12 protein-coding genes and 1 pseudogene are annotated in these 12,416 nt (G+C 46.1%); 10 read left to right on the top strand and 3 right to left on the bottom strand.

Going from position 1 to position 12,416, the window contains the following annotated elements:
- Window positions 1-98: 98 nt before the first annotated feature.
- On the bottom strand, window positions 99-1,427 hold the full coding sequence (locus tag RH949_RS20820) for a P-loop NTPase fold protein (RefSeq protein WP_044211141.1): 1,329 nt from the start codon (window positions 1,425-1,427) through the stop codon (window positions 99-101).
- A 326-nt stretch (window positions 1,428-1,753) separates the two neighbouring features.
- Here RH949_RS20820 and RH949_RS20825 point away from each other — a divergent pair, with 326 nt between their 5' ends.
- From RH949_RS20825 to RH949_RS20840, 4 genes are all read left to right on the top strand, one after another.
- A complete protein-coding gene (locus RH949_RS20825; protein WP_006106266.1) occupies window positions 1,754-2,578 on the top strand; it encodes a cell division protein FtsQ/DivIB in 825 nt (274 codons plus the stop codon).
- A 190-nt stretch (window positions 2,579-2,768) separates the two neighbouring features.
- Window positions 2,769-4,037, top strand: coding sequence for a cell division protein FtsZ (gene ftsZ, locus RH949_RS20830; protein WP_044211143.1), 1,269 nt, complete (start codon window positions 2,769-2,771; stop codon window positions 4,035-4,037).
- Between the two features lie 107 nt (window positions 4,038-4,144).
- Complete coding sequence (gene thiD, locus RH949_RS20835; protein ID WP_446355846.1) at window positions 4,145-4,945, top strand: bifunctional hydroxymethylpyrimidine kinase/phosphomethylpyrimidine kinase; 801 nt, start codon at window positions 4,145-4,147, stop codon at window positions 4,943-4,945.
- Window positions 4,946-5,190: 245 nt separating this feature from the next.
- Window positions 5,191-5,799, top strand: coding sequence for a hypothetical protein (locus RH949_RS20840; RefSeq protein WP_006106269.1), 609 nt, complete (start codon window positions 5,191-5,193; stop codon window positions 5,797-5,799).
- Window positions 5,800-5,834: 35 nt separating this feature from the next.
- Here RH949_RS20840 and RH949_RS20845 read toward each other — a convergent pair whose 3' ends face one another.
- The gene (locus RH949_RS20845) at window positions 5,835-6,239 is read right to left on the bottom strand and encodes an NIL domain-containing protein (protein ID WP_006106245.1); all 405 of its coding nucleotides are present in this window, start codon (window positions 6,237-6,239) and stop codon (window positions 5,835-5,837) included.
- A gap of 70 nt (window positions 6,240-6,309) precedes the next feature.
- Between RH949_RS20845 and RH949_RS20850 the strand changes: the two genes are divergently transcribed.
- The 5 genes and pseudogenes from RH949_RS20850 to RH949_RS20870 all read left to right on the top strand — a co-directional run bounded on the left by RH949_RS20850 (window position 6,310) and on the right by RH949_RS20870 (window position 10,104).
- On the top strand, window positions 6,310-6,909 hold the full coding sequence (locus tag RH949_RS20850) for a thioredoxin family protein (RefSeq protein WP_446355849.1): 600 nt from the start codon (window positions 6,310-6,312) through the stop codon (window positions 6,907-6,909).
- Window positions 6,910-7,103: 194 nt separating this feature from the next.
- Window positions 7,104-7,397, top strand: a complete 294-nt coding sequence (locus tag RH949_RS20855) for a hypothetical protein (RefSeq protein ID WP_044211150.1) — start codon at window positions 7,104-7,106, stop codon at window positions 7,395-7,397.
- A gap of 811 nt (window positions 7,398-8,208) precedes the next feature.
- On the top strand, window positions 8,209-8,724 hold the full coding sequence (locus RH949_RS20860; protein ID WP_006106275.1) for a hypothetical protein: 516 nt from the start codon (window positions 8,209-8,211) through the stop codon (window positions 8,722-8,724).
- Between the two features lie 98 nt (window positions 8,725-8,822).
- Window positions 8,823-9,275, top strand: a pseudogene (locus RH949_RS20865) (nitroreductase family protein); the annotation flags it as partial.
- 283 nt (window positions 9,276-9,558) lie between these two features.
- The gene (locus tag RH949_RS20870; protein ID WP_006106273.1) at window positions 9,559-10,104 is read left to right on the top strand and encodes an EF-hand domain-containing protein; all 546 of its coding nucleotides are present in this window, start codon (window positions 9,559-9,561) and stop codon (window positions 10,102-10,104) included.
- A 166-nt stretch (window positions 10,105-10,270) separates the two neighbouring features.
- On the opposite strand, the gene RH949_RS20875 is transcribed toward RH949_RS20870, so the two are convergent.
- The gene (locus RH949_RS20875; protein ID WP_006106236.1) at window positions 10,271-10,657 is read right to left on the bottom strand and encodes a hypothetical protein; all 387 of its coding nucleotides are present in this window, start codon (window positions 10,655-10,657) and stop codon (window positions 10,271-10,273) included.
- Between the two features lie 401 nt (window positions 10,658-11,058).
- Here RH949_RS20875 and RH949_RS20880 point away from each other — a divergent pair, with 401 nt between their 5' ends.
- A complete protein-coding gene (locus RH949_RS20880) occupies window positions 11,059-12,210 on the top strand; it encodes a nucleotide-binding protein (protein WP_157453438.1) in 1,152 nt (383 codons plus the stop codon).
- Window positions 12,211-12,416: the final 206 nt, after the last annotated feature.

A 12,416-nucleotide genomic window follows, 5' to 3' on the forward strand; every position in this document is an offset into this window, starting at 1 on the left:
GTTATTCGTCATTCGTTTACTCCCTCAGCTCCCTCAGCTCCCTCAGCTCCCTCATCTTCCCCAGCTCCCCCAGCTCCCCCAGCTCCCCCAGCTCCCCATCAAGCACTCACATCAGCAACCGATTTAAACCGAGCAGTCTCGGCTAAAGCTGGGTTTACTCCAAACCAACGACCCAAGTCATCGCGGTATTCATAGACAAACATACTGCGTAGCAGAGTTTGATATTCTTTTTCCCCGCGAATGGACTGCTGCTGAACCACCTGAAAGAGTAACTGCCATTCCGCATCCTCAACCGCTAACGCCAGATCGTCCCGGTATCCCTTAATCACACTCTCTAAGCATTCGCGAGAAAAGGGTGGATCTTCTTGTTGCAGGCAGTTATACAGCAGTCCCAACAAGTTGCGAATGTGACCCCCACTAATCCGACAGATGCGATCCAGGGTTTCGGGACTGTCAAAAACCTCTGAGATTAAATTTAAGCGCTCTTCTGGAGGAACCTGGGGAAACGCACGGGCTAAAACCAGTTGTCGGAGTAATGCCATTCCTTGCGGAAACTCCCGCCCATCTCGATACCAGATCGGCACCATAGGCAACACTTTGGGAGCCACACCCCCGCCCAAGCGATTCTTCAGGGTTTCATACTCGTTAGAGAACATCAGCGCTAAGGGGATGGTATAAACCAGATGACAGCGTAAGCGTCGCAATTGAGAGCCGCGATCAATGAACAGGTACTCAGGCTGCGATCGCCCCGCGTGAACCGGTCGGGGATCAACCCGATCCAAGTTGTCTATAATGACGACTAACCCTTGTTTACCTCGTTGTTTGAGCTTTTTAATCGCCGGTTCAATGATTTCAGTATTAATCGCCTGCAAAATCCCTTGAGTACGAGGCTCTAGGTGTTGTCTGATCTGTTCGCGCAATTGAGGACTATCTTTGGTTTTGGCAGTGACTTTGGCAATACCGACGGACAGTTCAGCCGCTACATCCACATCGATAGGCGTCTGTAAAAAATCATTAATCTCGTTGAAGAGTTTGTTAAAGTACCGGGGTTGGAGACGAATCCCGATCGCTTCGAGATTTTCACTCACCGACCGAGCGATGCTGAGTAAAATATCGCTAATATCAACATCTGCCATGTCCAAGTCTTGAGACGACTCAAAATAGACAACGTGAAATTCTTCCGCCTCTAACTGAGCCTTCAAGCGAAACAATTCTGTAGACTTACCACAGCCAATATGTCCCGTAAAAAGCTGACAGGTAGGTTCATCGGGCGAAAGTCGTGCGATCGTGCGTCCTAAGGCTTCGATAATTTTGCCGCCCCGCACAGACGAAAAATTAATATAGTACTGACGATCCTCTGGATTGCCCATCACTAGAGTTCTAGCTGGGTTACAAGCTTTGAAAAAAGTAGGTAGATGCAGTTTCATAAAGCAAGACTCTTGAGTCACCTGATTCAAGTAGAGCGTAAATCATTGACCGAACCCTTATACGTAGGGGTAATACCCCCTTTAGGGTCTAATGGCTTGGATTTGATCCCTCAGGTAGAGTAGAGGATGAGTGAGATAAGGGAGATGGGGAAGATGAGGGAGATGGGGAAGATGAGGGAGATGGGAAAGATAAGGGAGATTATGTAGGGGCGGGTTTCACTACTATCTTTTCGGTTACACCCAGATGTAACTAAACCCGCCCCGACTGTAAGTAGCTTGCTTCTTGTCGGGAGCGAGTATGACGAATGACAAATGACAAATGACGAATGACGAATAACATTGCATCAGTTTCCCAAGCCCAAATCAGTAATCGGCGACAACAGCTAAGACGCGCACGCCGAATTAAATTTTTTCAGGCGCTGTGGCGATCGCTTATGGTAGGCGGTATGGCTAGCGGTTTGATTTGGACGATTAGCTTACCCGATTGGGTAATTCGCCAACCGGAACAAATTGACATTGAGGGGAATCAATTTCTCTCAACTCAGGCGATTCGATCGCTGCTCCCCTTATCCTATCCTCAATCCCTCTGGCGAGTGGAACCCCAAGCGATCGCAGAATCTCTCGAAAATACCGCACCCATTGCTGAAGCGACAGTAACTCGTCAACTTATGCCGCCTGGATTGATCATTCAAGTCCAAGAACGCCAACCTGTTGCGATCGCCCAGGGGCAAACTCAGACAACCTCAGAACCGGGCTTTTTGGATGAACGAGGCGTCTGGATGCCCCAGAGTAGCTATCGTTCTCTCAAAGCCAATGTCGAGTTACCCACGCTGCAAGTGCGGGGTCAGAATGAACACTATCGTCCATACTGGTCGCAAGTGTATCCGGCTGTCCACCACTCTCCCGTCAAAATCCTGGAGATTGATTGGCGCAACCCAGCCAATTTAATCTTGAAAACCGAATTAGGAAATGTGCATTTAGGAGCTGATAGTTCCCAATTGGCGGAACAACTGGCAGTTTTGGATCGCATGAGACAATTACCCACTCAGCTTCAAGCCAGCCAAATCGCCTATATTGATCTTAAAAACCCAGACCGTCCGGTGATTCAGATGAAGACGGCAAGTGAAACCCCTAAACCGGATCATGACTAACCATGGCGGTAATAGTGGTATAAAAGAAAATTCAGCTATGCCCATTTGGGCAACTCTTGAGGAGAGTACCCTTCAAGAGTATTTACAACAAACCGGGGTGTTCGTTGGTTTTTCAATCGACTTACCCTATAGTTGACTCAGATTGTTACATATAACTGATAAAGTTGATTATCAACCCTGACCTATTCCAATGACGCTTAATAGTAAACTAGGGCTTGTCCATCAAAGCTCTCCGATAACGCTGAATACCGATCTTTCAGTTGGAGCGGAGAATACCCATCCCTTCAGCAACTCTGGGTTGCAGTTTAGTCAACCCCATGATTATGATTCCAAAGGGATTCCCAGGGAAGACGCGAGGAGCGACAACATTTTGCCAGGTAGTGTTGCCAGAATTAAAGTTGTTGGTGTTGGTGGTGGAGGCGGCAACGCTGTCAATCGGATGATTGCCAGTGAAGTGGCTGGGATCGAGTTTTGGTCAATTAATACCGATTCTCAAGCCCTTTCCCAAAACTCCGCCGCTAAACGCTTGCAGGTGGGTCAAAAGTTGACACGGGGACTCGGTGCGGGGGGAAATCCCGCCATTGGTCAAAAAGCAGCAGAAGAATCTCGCGATGAAATTGCCCAAGCCTTAGCCGAGTCCGATTTGGTTTTCATTACAGCCGGGATGGGTGGCGGTACAGGAACGGGTGCAGCACCGATTGTGGCAGAAATCGCCAAGGAAATGGGCGCGTTAACGGTGGGCGTAGTCACTCGCCCGTTTACCTTTGAAGGACGCCGCCGCACGTCTCAAGCGGAGGAAGGGATTGCCGCACTGCAAAGCCGAGTTGATACTCTAATCGTGATTCCCAATAATAAGCTGTTGTCGGTGATTTCTGAACAAACACCGGTTCAAGATGCGTTTAGAGTTGCCGATGATATCCTGCGTCAAGGTGTACAAGGGATTTCAGATATTATCACCGTTCCAGGGTTAGTGAATGTCGATTTTGCTGATGTGCGAGCTGTTATGGCAGACGCGGGTTCAGCGTTAATGGGAATTGGTGTAGGTTCCGGTAAATCCCGCGCTAGAGAAGCGGCGGTGGCAGCGATTTCCTCGCCCCTGCTGGAGTCGTCGGTGGAAGGCGCTAGAGGGGTAGTTTTTAATATTACCGGGGGTAGTGATCTGACGCTACACGAAGTTAATGCGGCGGCGGAAACAATTTACGAGGTGGTTGATCCCAACGCTAATATTATTTTTGGTGCTGTGATTGATGACAGGCTTCAAGGTGAAATTAGAATTACGGTGATTGCCACGGGATTTAGTGGTGAAGCGCCACCGCCCCCACCTGTCAATGAAGTTCCCCGTTATACACGACCGATCACACCGAGACCTAATCCGCCAACCCCTGCACCAGAACCGAAAAGCCGACCGGGACTAGATATTCCCGAATTTTTGCAACGGCGTCGTTTTCCCAGAAGCTAGTACGAGAAGGTAGGGGAGCTGAGTGAGCAGGGGAAGCTGGGGGAGCTGGGGGAGCTGAGGGAGCGAAGTATCAAACCTCAAAACCCATAACTCAAAACTCATAACTGATGCAAGTACCAGTAGCGCTGACAATAGCCGGATCAGATAGCGGCGGTGGGGCAGGAATTCAAGCAGATTTGAAAACCTATGCCTTTCACCGAGTTCATGGTGCGAGTGTCCTGACTTGTGTCACCGCCCAGAATACTCAAGGGGTCAACCGCGTTGATGCTTTGCCAGTCGCCGCCGTTGTTGCTCAAATTGAGGCGGTGGTGCGCGATATGGGGACTCAGGCGACCAAAACGGGTATGTTACTCAATGCTGAGATTATTAATGCTGTAGTGTCTCAGGTTAAGAGTTTCCAGCTTGACCCCCTGGTGGTTGATCCGGTGATGGTATCCCGCACAGGAGACCAACTGATTGATGATCAGGCGATAACGTCTTTGCGAGAGGGTTTGATTCCTCTGGCAACGATAGTGACACCCAATCGTTATGAAGCTCAATTACTTAGTGGTTTAGAGATTCATACCCTTGATGATATGCGATCGGCTGCCCAACGCATTTATCAACTGGGAGCAAACGCTGTTTTAGTTAAGGGCGGTGCGATGAAGGGTGATCTGTGTGGGGTCGATGTCTGGTTTGATGGGTCTCAGTTCTACACCCTGAAAACGATGTTGATTGAAACCAAGAATAATCACGGCACAGGTTGTACACTCAGTAGTGCGATCGCGGCGAATTTGGCGATGGGCAAAAACCCACTCACCGCCGTGCAAAGGGCAAAGGAGTATGTGACAACAGCACTCCAATACGCCCTCGATATTGGTCAAGGATATGGACCTGTGGGGCATTTTTTCCCATTATTGCCCTCTTGATGACCGGAAATGGCAAAACCATGGAGTTAATGTTAAATAGCATAGGCTTCTTTCCTAAAGAGGCGAATAGTGTAAGATAGGCGTCGTATAATTAATGCCACAGTTATAGAGCTAGGAGTTCATCAGAAGTCGGTTACGACTATTCCTAGATAAGAACGAAACTTTTGTCAGGAACCCCACGGCTATAGGTTCCGAGGGCATCGAAATTTCCCGCACCTGACCAGCCTAAGACCTACGCGGTCTACATGAATTCTAATTCCCCAATTAATCCTTCTATGCAAAATCCGCCAACCGACCGTTATACCCCGTCAACCGCCGCCAATAACTATTGCCCTTCAGTGCCAATCTCTGTATACCGGGAACTGGCGGCTGAGTTACAAGCAGCCCAAGCGATGTTGGATTCCCTCAATGGTCAAAATAAGCAGTTGGTCAAACAAAACCAAAAACTGCGCCAAGAAGTGGAAAAAGTGCTGCAATCGAGCCAACATCTTCAGCAGGTAGTGGATTCATTGACACCCGTTACCGGGGTGGAAATGCCTCGACGCCAATCGATTCCTTCAGAATCCCATCCTACCCCGTCAATCCCTAAATCATCTAAATCACCTAAATCAGCTCCCTCTAGGGTAGGGGTTGAGGTTCCCCCTCCTCATCCCCAGTTAGACCCCCTTTCCTCGCCTTACAGAGAAAGTTTCGTCATTGAACAGGAAGACTCTCGTTCCCGGCGTACATCCGCCTCTGAGGGTCACAGAGAGGTCAATGGTTGGTTTTTAGTCTTAGCCATCGTGTTGATTGTACTCAGTGCCTTTGGTGCAGGTTTTCTGATTGTACGACCCTTATTAAATAACAATCGTTAATTGTCCGATGACGAATGACATAAACAAATGACGAATTAAAGATTCGTAGAAATTGCCTGAACCGGACAAGTAGGGATACACTGCTCACAGACAATACAACGCGATCGCGTAAAGTTGAGTCGAAAGTCATCGGGATTGAGGGTTAAGGCTTCTGTGGGACACACACCCGTACACAATCCACAATCGACACAACTGGTTTCGTCAATCAAGATTTCTCGGTCAATCAGGGATACATTGATATCGTGCGATCGCATCCACTCAATGGCAGCATCAAGCTGATCGATATCTCCTGAGAGTTCCACCACGAGTTTGCCAATTTGATTGGGGGCAACTTGAGCGCGGATAATATTGGCGGCGACATTGAAATCCTTTGCCAGTCGGTAGGTTACTGGCATTTGGACTGTGCGTTTTGGAAAGGTGAGGGTTAGCCGTTTTTTCATGGTCTTGTTAGCCTATGGACAGCATCGTTTTGATGAAAATTGACAAGTTGTAACTTAAATTGCGTTAAACATGACCGCGAATTCCCCAGACTCCGGCTCTCCATCTCCCCAGACACCTAAAGCAAGTCTCAGCTCTCGGCTGAGAAATTTTATAATTGCCCTAGTCGCCATCATTCTTGGCGTTGCCCTATTCTTAGGATTACAAACACAGACGGGTTCGGCTTCTCTCGATGCCCAAGCTGAGGAATCCACGCCCCTAGAAGTTGCCATGAGTAATGGCAAGCCAACCTTAATGGAGTTCTATGCTAACTGGTGTACTACTTGTCAAGCCATGGCGCAAGACTTGGGGGAATTGAAACAACAGTACACCGACTCGGTTAATTTTGTGATGCTGAATGTGGATAACAGCAAGTGGTTACCCGAAATTCTCAACTACCGAGTCGATGGTATCCCCCATTTTGTGTTTTTAGACACCCAAGGCGAAGCCATTGCCCAAACGATTGGGGAACAACCTCGCCCAGTTTTAGAGGCGAACTTAGAAGCCTTGGTCGCTGACCTACCTTTACCCTATACTCAAGGCGATGGACAAGTCTCTACATTTAAAGCGCCTGTATCATCGTCAAAGACGTCTCCAGATGATCCTCGGAGTCATGGCAGTCAGGTTAATTAGTCAACACCGTTTAACGTGAACGGTTAGGAGCATCATTTGTCCTTTGTCTTATGTCTTATGTAGGAGTTTGAGGGAAACCCTTGCCAAAAAAAAATCTACCAATAGTAAAGTTTTCGTTACAGAGTTTTGGAGGCAGAGGCTTCACTCTATTATCTTGGAGATGGGAGAGCTATTAGGCTACTAGGAGGATAAGAATGGCAGATCAACACTCCCCAGCCAATTACACCAGCGCAGACTTAGAGAAGGCGGCACTCAGCCGATTTCGTTCTCTTATATCGTTTCTACCTAAAAATTGTAAATTATTTCGAGAACTCTGGAACCGTTCCACAGTATTATGCTTAGACTTTGAAAATTGCCCTAACCTTCTTGATCAGGTTATGGGTCAATCTTTTTTACTACTACTCGTCGCCCATTACTTAGGATTAGCGGACTCTGTACTTTTCCGAAGAGGTAAAAAGGTAATGGGATGGATGACTATGATGACCTAGCACATTCATTCAATAACCCCAGTTAGGCTGCCACGTCGTTGGTTGGCAAATCAAGCGTTATGTCAAGATTGGGCAAATTATAACCCTTACACAGGATAAATGACAAAGGCTATAGCTTGCTTCTTGTCGGGAGCGAGTATGACGATTCCAGCTTGAACTTTAATTGTGTCCACTGACTTGGGTAATTGCAGAATCTGTAACGATTGCTACTGTGCTGCCTATGAGTTTAATGAACCATAGACTTGAGTTATTTCTGCTGTAGTTTTATGACGCTGATACTTTGGTCAATAACGTTAATCATTGCCTTAATAGCCGTTTATCTCAGTCTTAAAGTTACTGAAGAAATAGAACGAGTTGCTGCTGTACTCACTGCATTAATCTGTCTGATATTTTGCTTGTTTTTTGCTCCGTTGCCGATAAAAATAGCAATTCTACTCCTTCTCCTCCTTAGTCTCAATTACACGGTTAACTTGATTAGTCGATATATTTCATCTGACTCTGATTAACACAACTCAATCTGGGTTAACTACTCCCTGTTGGAATAGGGAGAAGGCTCCAAGGCAGGGGGTAGAGGGTAAGTAGGTGGACATAATTAACGTGAACGGTGAAGAACTCGCTCCCTTGAGAAGCAAGCTACGTTTATGTAGCGTGCCGTTTTATTTTGTCCGATTACTTAGAGGGCAGAAGGCAGAGGGTAAAAGGGTAATGCTTTCTCCCTCTAAAAATTAAAAATTTTCCTGACATTATTACCTGGTACTGTTAATGATAATATTGACGTGATGTAAATTAGGTAAAACGTTCAGGATAAATCATGAATAAGAAGAATCTGCTTCGCAATATTCTCATCGGTACAGGTGTGGCTGCGGTTGGTGGTATTGGGACGAAAATGGCGGTTGATTATTTACGCAACCGAGACCAAGAAGAAGTGGTTGATGAAAGTCAAGAAGAAGCAGAACCTGCATCTGAAGAAGAAGTTGCTTATGCGACAGTCGCTACGGATTCGGTACAAGGTTTTCTCGATGCTAGCTTTGGTGATGAAGGTCGTTATACGCCCACTCGTCCGCCTAAGGTTTTCGAGTATCAGGGACAACAATACATGGTGATTTGGGCTTACGACAATCAGAAAGATAAAAATCAAATGTTGGCATTTGCTTACACCGATGAAGGGCGAAAAATGATTGCTAGTGTGGGGTATACAGCCGATACGACTGATTATAATGTGAACTTAGAAGATACGCCATTCTGTGTTGATGTAAATGGAGAACAAGTTACATCAGGACAAGGTGAAACCTCTGGCGCCGAAGATGTGGATTTTGTTTTAGCTTAAGCTAAATTGAATTGAGTCTAATATTACCAGTTGTGGTAGGATGAGGTGGTTTAAACAACCACCTTATTTAATTTATTTGTCGTTATCCTAAAAATCGAATGACTAGCGATTTACAACCCACCTTAAACGTACAAACGGCTATTGAACAACGTCGTGCGGCGCGTTCTTTTCGTCCGGATACGATTCCGGAGGCTATTTTAACAGAAATATTTCGCTTAGGCGTGCGATCGCCCTCCGGTTACAACCTACAACCCTGGCGATTTGTAGTGGTGCGGGAAGCGGCGAATCGGGAAAAACTCAAAGCCTGTGCCTTTAATCAGCGTCAGGTGGGGGAAGCTCCAGTAATACTAATTTGTTGTGGCGATCGCCGCATCAACCAAAAGGAGTATATTGAGTCTGTGATTCAATTGGGACAAGAAGCTGGTGCAATGAATGACGCCTATGCTGATACGTTGCGATCGGCGGTTCCTCAGTTATTTGAAAATAAACCCTGTTTTGACTCCATAGAAGCCTGGACAAATCGCCATACGATGTTAGCTGTGGCGCATTTAAATCGCTCAATCCCTTGATGAGTCAGTGTTTTTCTTCACTATTGCCTATTGCCTATTGCAAGAAAGCCTAGCGCGTAGCGCTATAGCTTTTATTGTGTCCACCTACTTACCACAACGGGAATCAGCACAGGGCAGTTTGTGTTTATCGGCTGGACATTTGACGTTGTTGCTCAAGGTAGCATCGATTATTAGCTCTTCCGACTACCCATAAGTCTCTGTGACCTAGAGAAATGATATTGTAGAGACGTTGCCTGCAATGTCTCTACTCTCAGAGGGGAAACTTATGCTGACTGAACTACAAACGCGCAAACTGACTAAATTTTTCAGTATGCACGATGCCAAGTTTGATGGGGCTTTAGCTTATCAAGATTTTGAAAATATTATAAAAAAGTTAGCCGCATTAAGACACTGGGGTTCGCGTTCCCCTAGGTATCAAATTTTACTGAATAACTGTAATCGCAACTGGGAAGAATTGAAACGAGATGCAGATATAACCCACAATAAAAAAGTTAGCTTAGAAGAATGGTTATCCTACTATTCTATTATTTTAAATGATGAAGAGAAATACCTGCACAACATCCATTTCTTTATGGAATTAGTTTTCGAGGTGTTTGACAAAGATGAAGATGGAAAAATTAGCCAAGCAGAGTGGGCAGGGATTTTAAGTGTTTACAATGTATCGCCTGTTTATGCTCCACGAGTATTTCCTAAATTAGATACCAATCAGGATGGTTTTTTAAGCAAAGAGGAAGTCCTGCAACTCATTCGTGAGTTTTTCTACAGCGACAATCCAGACGTGCCAGCTAACGAGATGTTTGGACCTTATTGATGTAGAGGTGTGGGGGAGCAGGGGAGCAAAAGTTTATTGCTGGTACGTAGTTGTTTCAGCCGTTAAATCTCTCCTAAACTTTATGACGACAGCTATAATTCAAACCTAAAAACACAGACGTAGCCTGCTACGTCTGTACTTAACTTATTTGTCTATTTTGTCTATCCTAGACAGCGCCGGGTCCTCGACCACGCTCATCTTTTTCCATCGTCAACTCGCCTTGGCGTTCTTCATCGAGTTGTTGCAGTTCTTGGCGGCGTTTAGCCGTCTCTTGTTCTTCTTTTTGGCGCAAGTCACCCGGTTCGTTGACATACATTTCGGGTTCAACGGCAAAGTTATTCACCAAGCCTTCGTTGTCTACGGTATATCCCTCAGTGGTGTTGATACTATCAGGATTGGTTTGCTGATCTTCCGTAACCTTCGTCTTATAGTTATCTCCTTCCCGTTCATGACGGGCGGCTGTTTCCGCCGGAACCAGGTTTCTGTCGTAGTTTTCGTATTTAATTTGCTCTTTTGTCTTAGCTTGGCGATCTGAAGGATTTGTCGGATTCATATATAAGTCCTCGAAAAGCATCAATATGTATGTATTTCACTTTCCAAGTTACAGAAGAATTAATTGACGCACATCCCTCTGGCGAGTTAAATTAAGTTCACTTTACAGGTGTTTAGCACAAATGCATCCCTCTATGGGCTTAAACTTTAAAGAGAGATGGGGTTGTAGAAACGTGCCATGGCACGTCTGGGAGATGAGAGTGGGTTGAGTAACATCAGGCTCAATGATCAATCAGCAGAAACGTGGGGCAATTGGTGATAAAAGTTACAATAGTCCAGAGAGTCGGTCAAAAATAAGGGTTGACGTATTGAACAAGATATGTGTAAGTAAAAACAACACTTTATTTGCTCTGCCATCCCCGTTTTGACTTATTACTTATTACTTATTACTTGCTCGTAGTTATGTCATCATCTCGAAAGCCGCCTTATATGAGAGACTTTGCTCAGTTTGAGCAACATGTGGCAACGATTTTTCAGAACGAGGGGTGGACTGTTACCACTCCCGACCCCAAGCCGCCAGAGTATGATTTAGTGGTTAGCAAAGAGGGTCAAACGGGTGCGGTTCATCTGAAATGGTTGATCAGTAATGTCCAAAAACCGCAAATACTCCGATTCCTAGGCTTTTTAGAATCGAAAGCGGGTCAAGACTTTAACTGTGGTTTTTTTATCACGACTAAAGGCTATGGTGCGCCCGCCAATGCTTTAATTCGCTCTTGGGGGTCAGACGCTAAAATCCAATGTGGAATTGCAGCAGACACCCAAATTCTCTGGGTGAATGAGGATGAATTACCGCCGCCAGAACCGCCGAAACCGGGTAAAATTTATGTTGGCGTTTTTACCTGCAAAGGTGGCGTCGGCAAAACCACCGTATCTGCTCATTTAGCGGGTGCTTTTGCCCTAGAGGGATTTAATGTGGCGCTCGTCGATTTAGACCCAGAACAAAACCTGCAAAAGCTACTAGGCGATGGGGTGGATGTTCCCCGACCTAGAGGTGTTGGCGCGAGTACCTATATTGCGGTCTATGATTGGCGTGAGTGGCATGAAGATGCAGCACGGGATTGTAAAATGGTCGTTTGTGATTGTTCCCCTGCCTTAGAACGTAATCCCAAAGAGCTGGTGAGTCAATTTGACTATTGCATTATTCCCACCACCTTAAATCCCTTGGGACTGAACAAACATGGTCAAGTGATTAAGGATACGGTAAGAGGAATCCGAGAACTTAATCAACAAGCTCACCTATTTGTGCTAGTCAATAATTTCAAATATCCCGGCTCTAAACGGCGATTGCGGTTACTCAGAGATACGTTTTTGGATACGTATAATGAGGTCAAAGCCATCGATCATAAGTTCCACTGCATTGATCCCAAATACGCTTGTATTCGCTCTAGTGATCAACTGTATTATTGGGGAATTCATTTACTGGAAAATCCTGACGAAGCTCGCAGTGAGTTAGCGTTTAAACTGGTGGGCGGAATTTGTTATCCCCGCGATGATTTTATTAACCTTGCCGATTATATTGAACGGGAAGCGGGGTTAGGGATTCTCCGGAATTAAGAGCAGGGGGAGCAGGGGAAGCAGGGGAAGCAGGGGAAGCAGGGGGAGATGGGTAAGAGAATTTAGTGACATACTCCTACACCAACCTGAGTACAGGTATGGTGTAGGCTTCCAAGACAATCCGACTATTGTTTAGGAGACTCTTGGCTTTATTAACGACACGGGATGCCCCTCCGCGCCGGAACAATACAAAAGTCTGTTCGTGC

Source organism: Coleofasciculus sp. A1-SPW-01 (assembly GCF_040217205.1).
In the GTDB taxonomy this organism is placed as follows: domain Bacteria; phylum Cyanobacteriota; class Cyanobacteriia; order Cyanobacteriales; family Coleofasciculaceae; genus Coleofasciculus; species Coleofasciculus chthonoplastes_A.

What these genes read in the sequence shown, in the direction of transcription:
- RH949_RS20820 (WP_044211141.1), bottom strand. Translation starts at nt 1,427, where the DNA reads ATGAAACTGCATCTACCTACTTTTTTCAAAGCTTGTAACCCAGCTAGA.
- RH949_RS20825 (WP_006106266.1), top strand. Translation starts at nt 1,754, where the DNA reads ATGACGAATAACATTGCATCAGTTTCCCAAGCCCAAATCAGTAATCGG.
- ftsZ (WP_044211143.1), top strand. Translation starts at nt 2,769, where the DNA reads ATGACGCTTAATAGTAAACTAGGGCTTGTCCATCAAAGCTCTCCGATA.
- thiD (WP_446355846.1), top strand. Translation starts at nt 4,145, where the DNA reads ATGCAAGTACCAGTAGCGCTGACAATAGCCGGATCAGATAGCGGCGGT.
- RH949_RS20840 (WP_006106269.1), top strand. Translation starts at nt 5,191, where the DNA reads ATGAATTCTAATTCCCCAATTAATCCTTCTATGCAAAATCCGCCAACC.
- RH949_RS20845 (WP_006106245.1), bottom strand. Translation starts at nt 6,239, where the DNA reads ATGAAAAAACGGCTAACCCTCACCTTTCCAAAACGCACAGTCCAAATG.
- RH949_RS20850 (WP_446355849.1), top strand. Translation starts at nt 6,310, where the DNA reads ATGACCGCGAATTCCCCAGACTCCGGCTCTCCATCTCCCCAGACACCT.
- RH949_RS20855 (WP_044211150.1), top strand. Translation starts at nt 7,104, where the DNA reads ATGGCAGATCAACACTCCCCAGCCAATTACACCAGCGCAGACTTAGAG.
- RH949_RS20860 (WP_006106275.1), top strand. Translation starts at nt 8,209, where the DNA reads ATGAATAAGAAGAATCTGCTTCGCAATATTCTCATCGGTACAGGTGTG.
- RH949_RS20870 (WP_006106273.1), top strand. Translation starts at nt 9,559, where the DNA reads ATGCTGACTGAACTACAAACGCGCAAACTGACTAAATTTTTCAGTATG.
- RH949_RS20875 (WP_006106236.1), bottom strand. Translation starts at nt 10,657, where the DNA reads ATGAATCCGACAAATCCTTCAGATCGCCAAGCTAAGACAAAAGAGCAA.
- RH949_RS20880 (WP_157453438.1), top strand. Translation starts at nt 11,059, where the DNA reads ATGTCATCATCTCGAAAGCCGCCTTATATGAGAGACTTTGCTCAGTTT.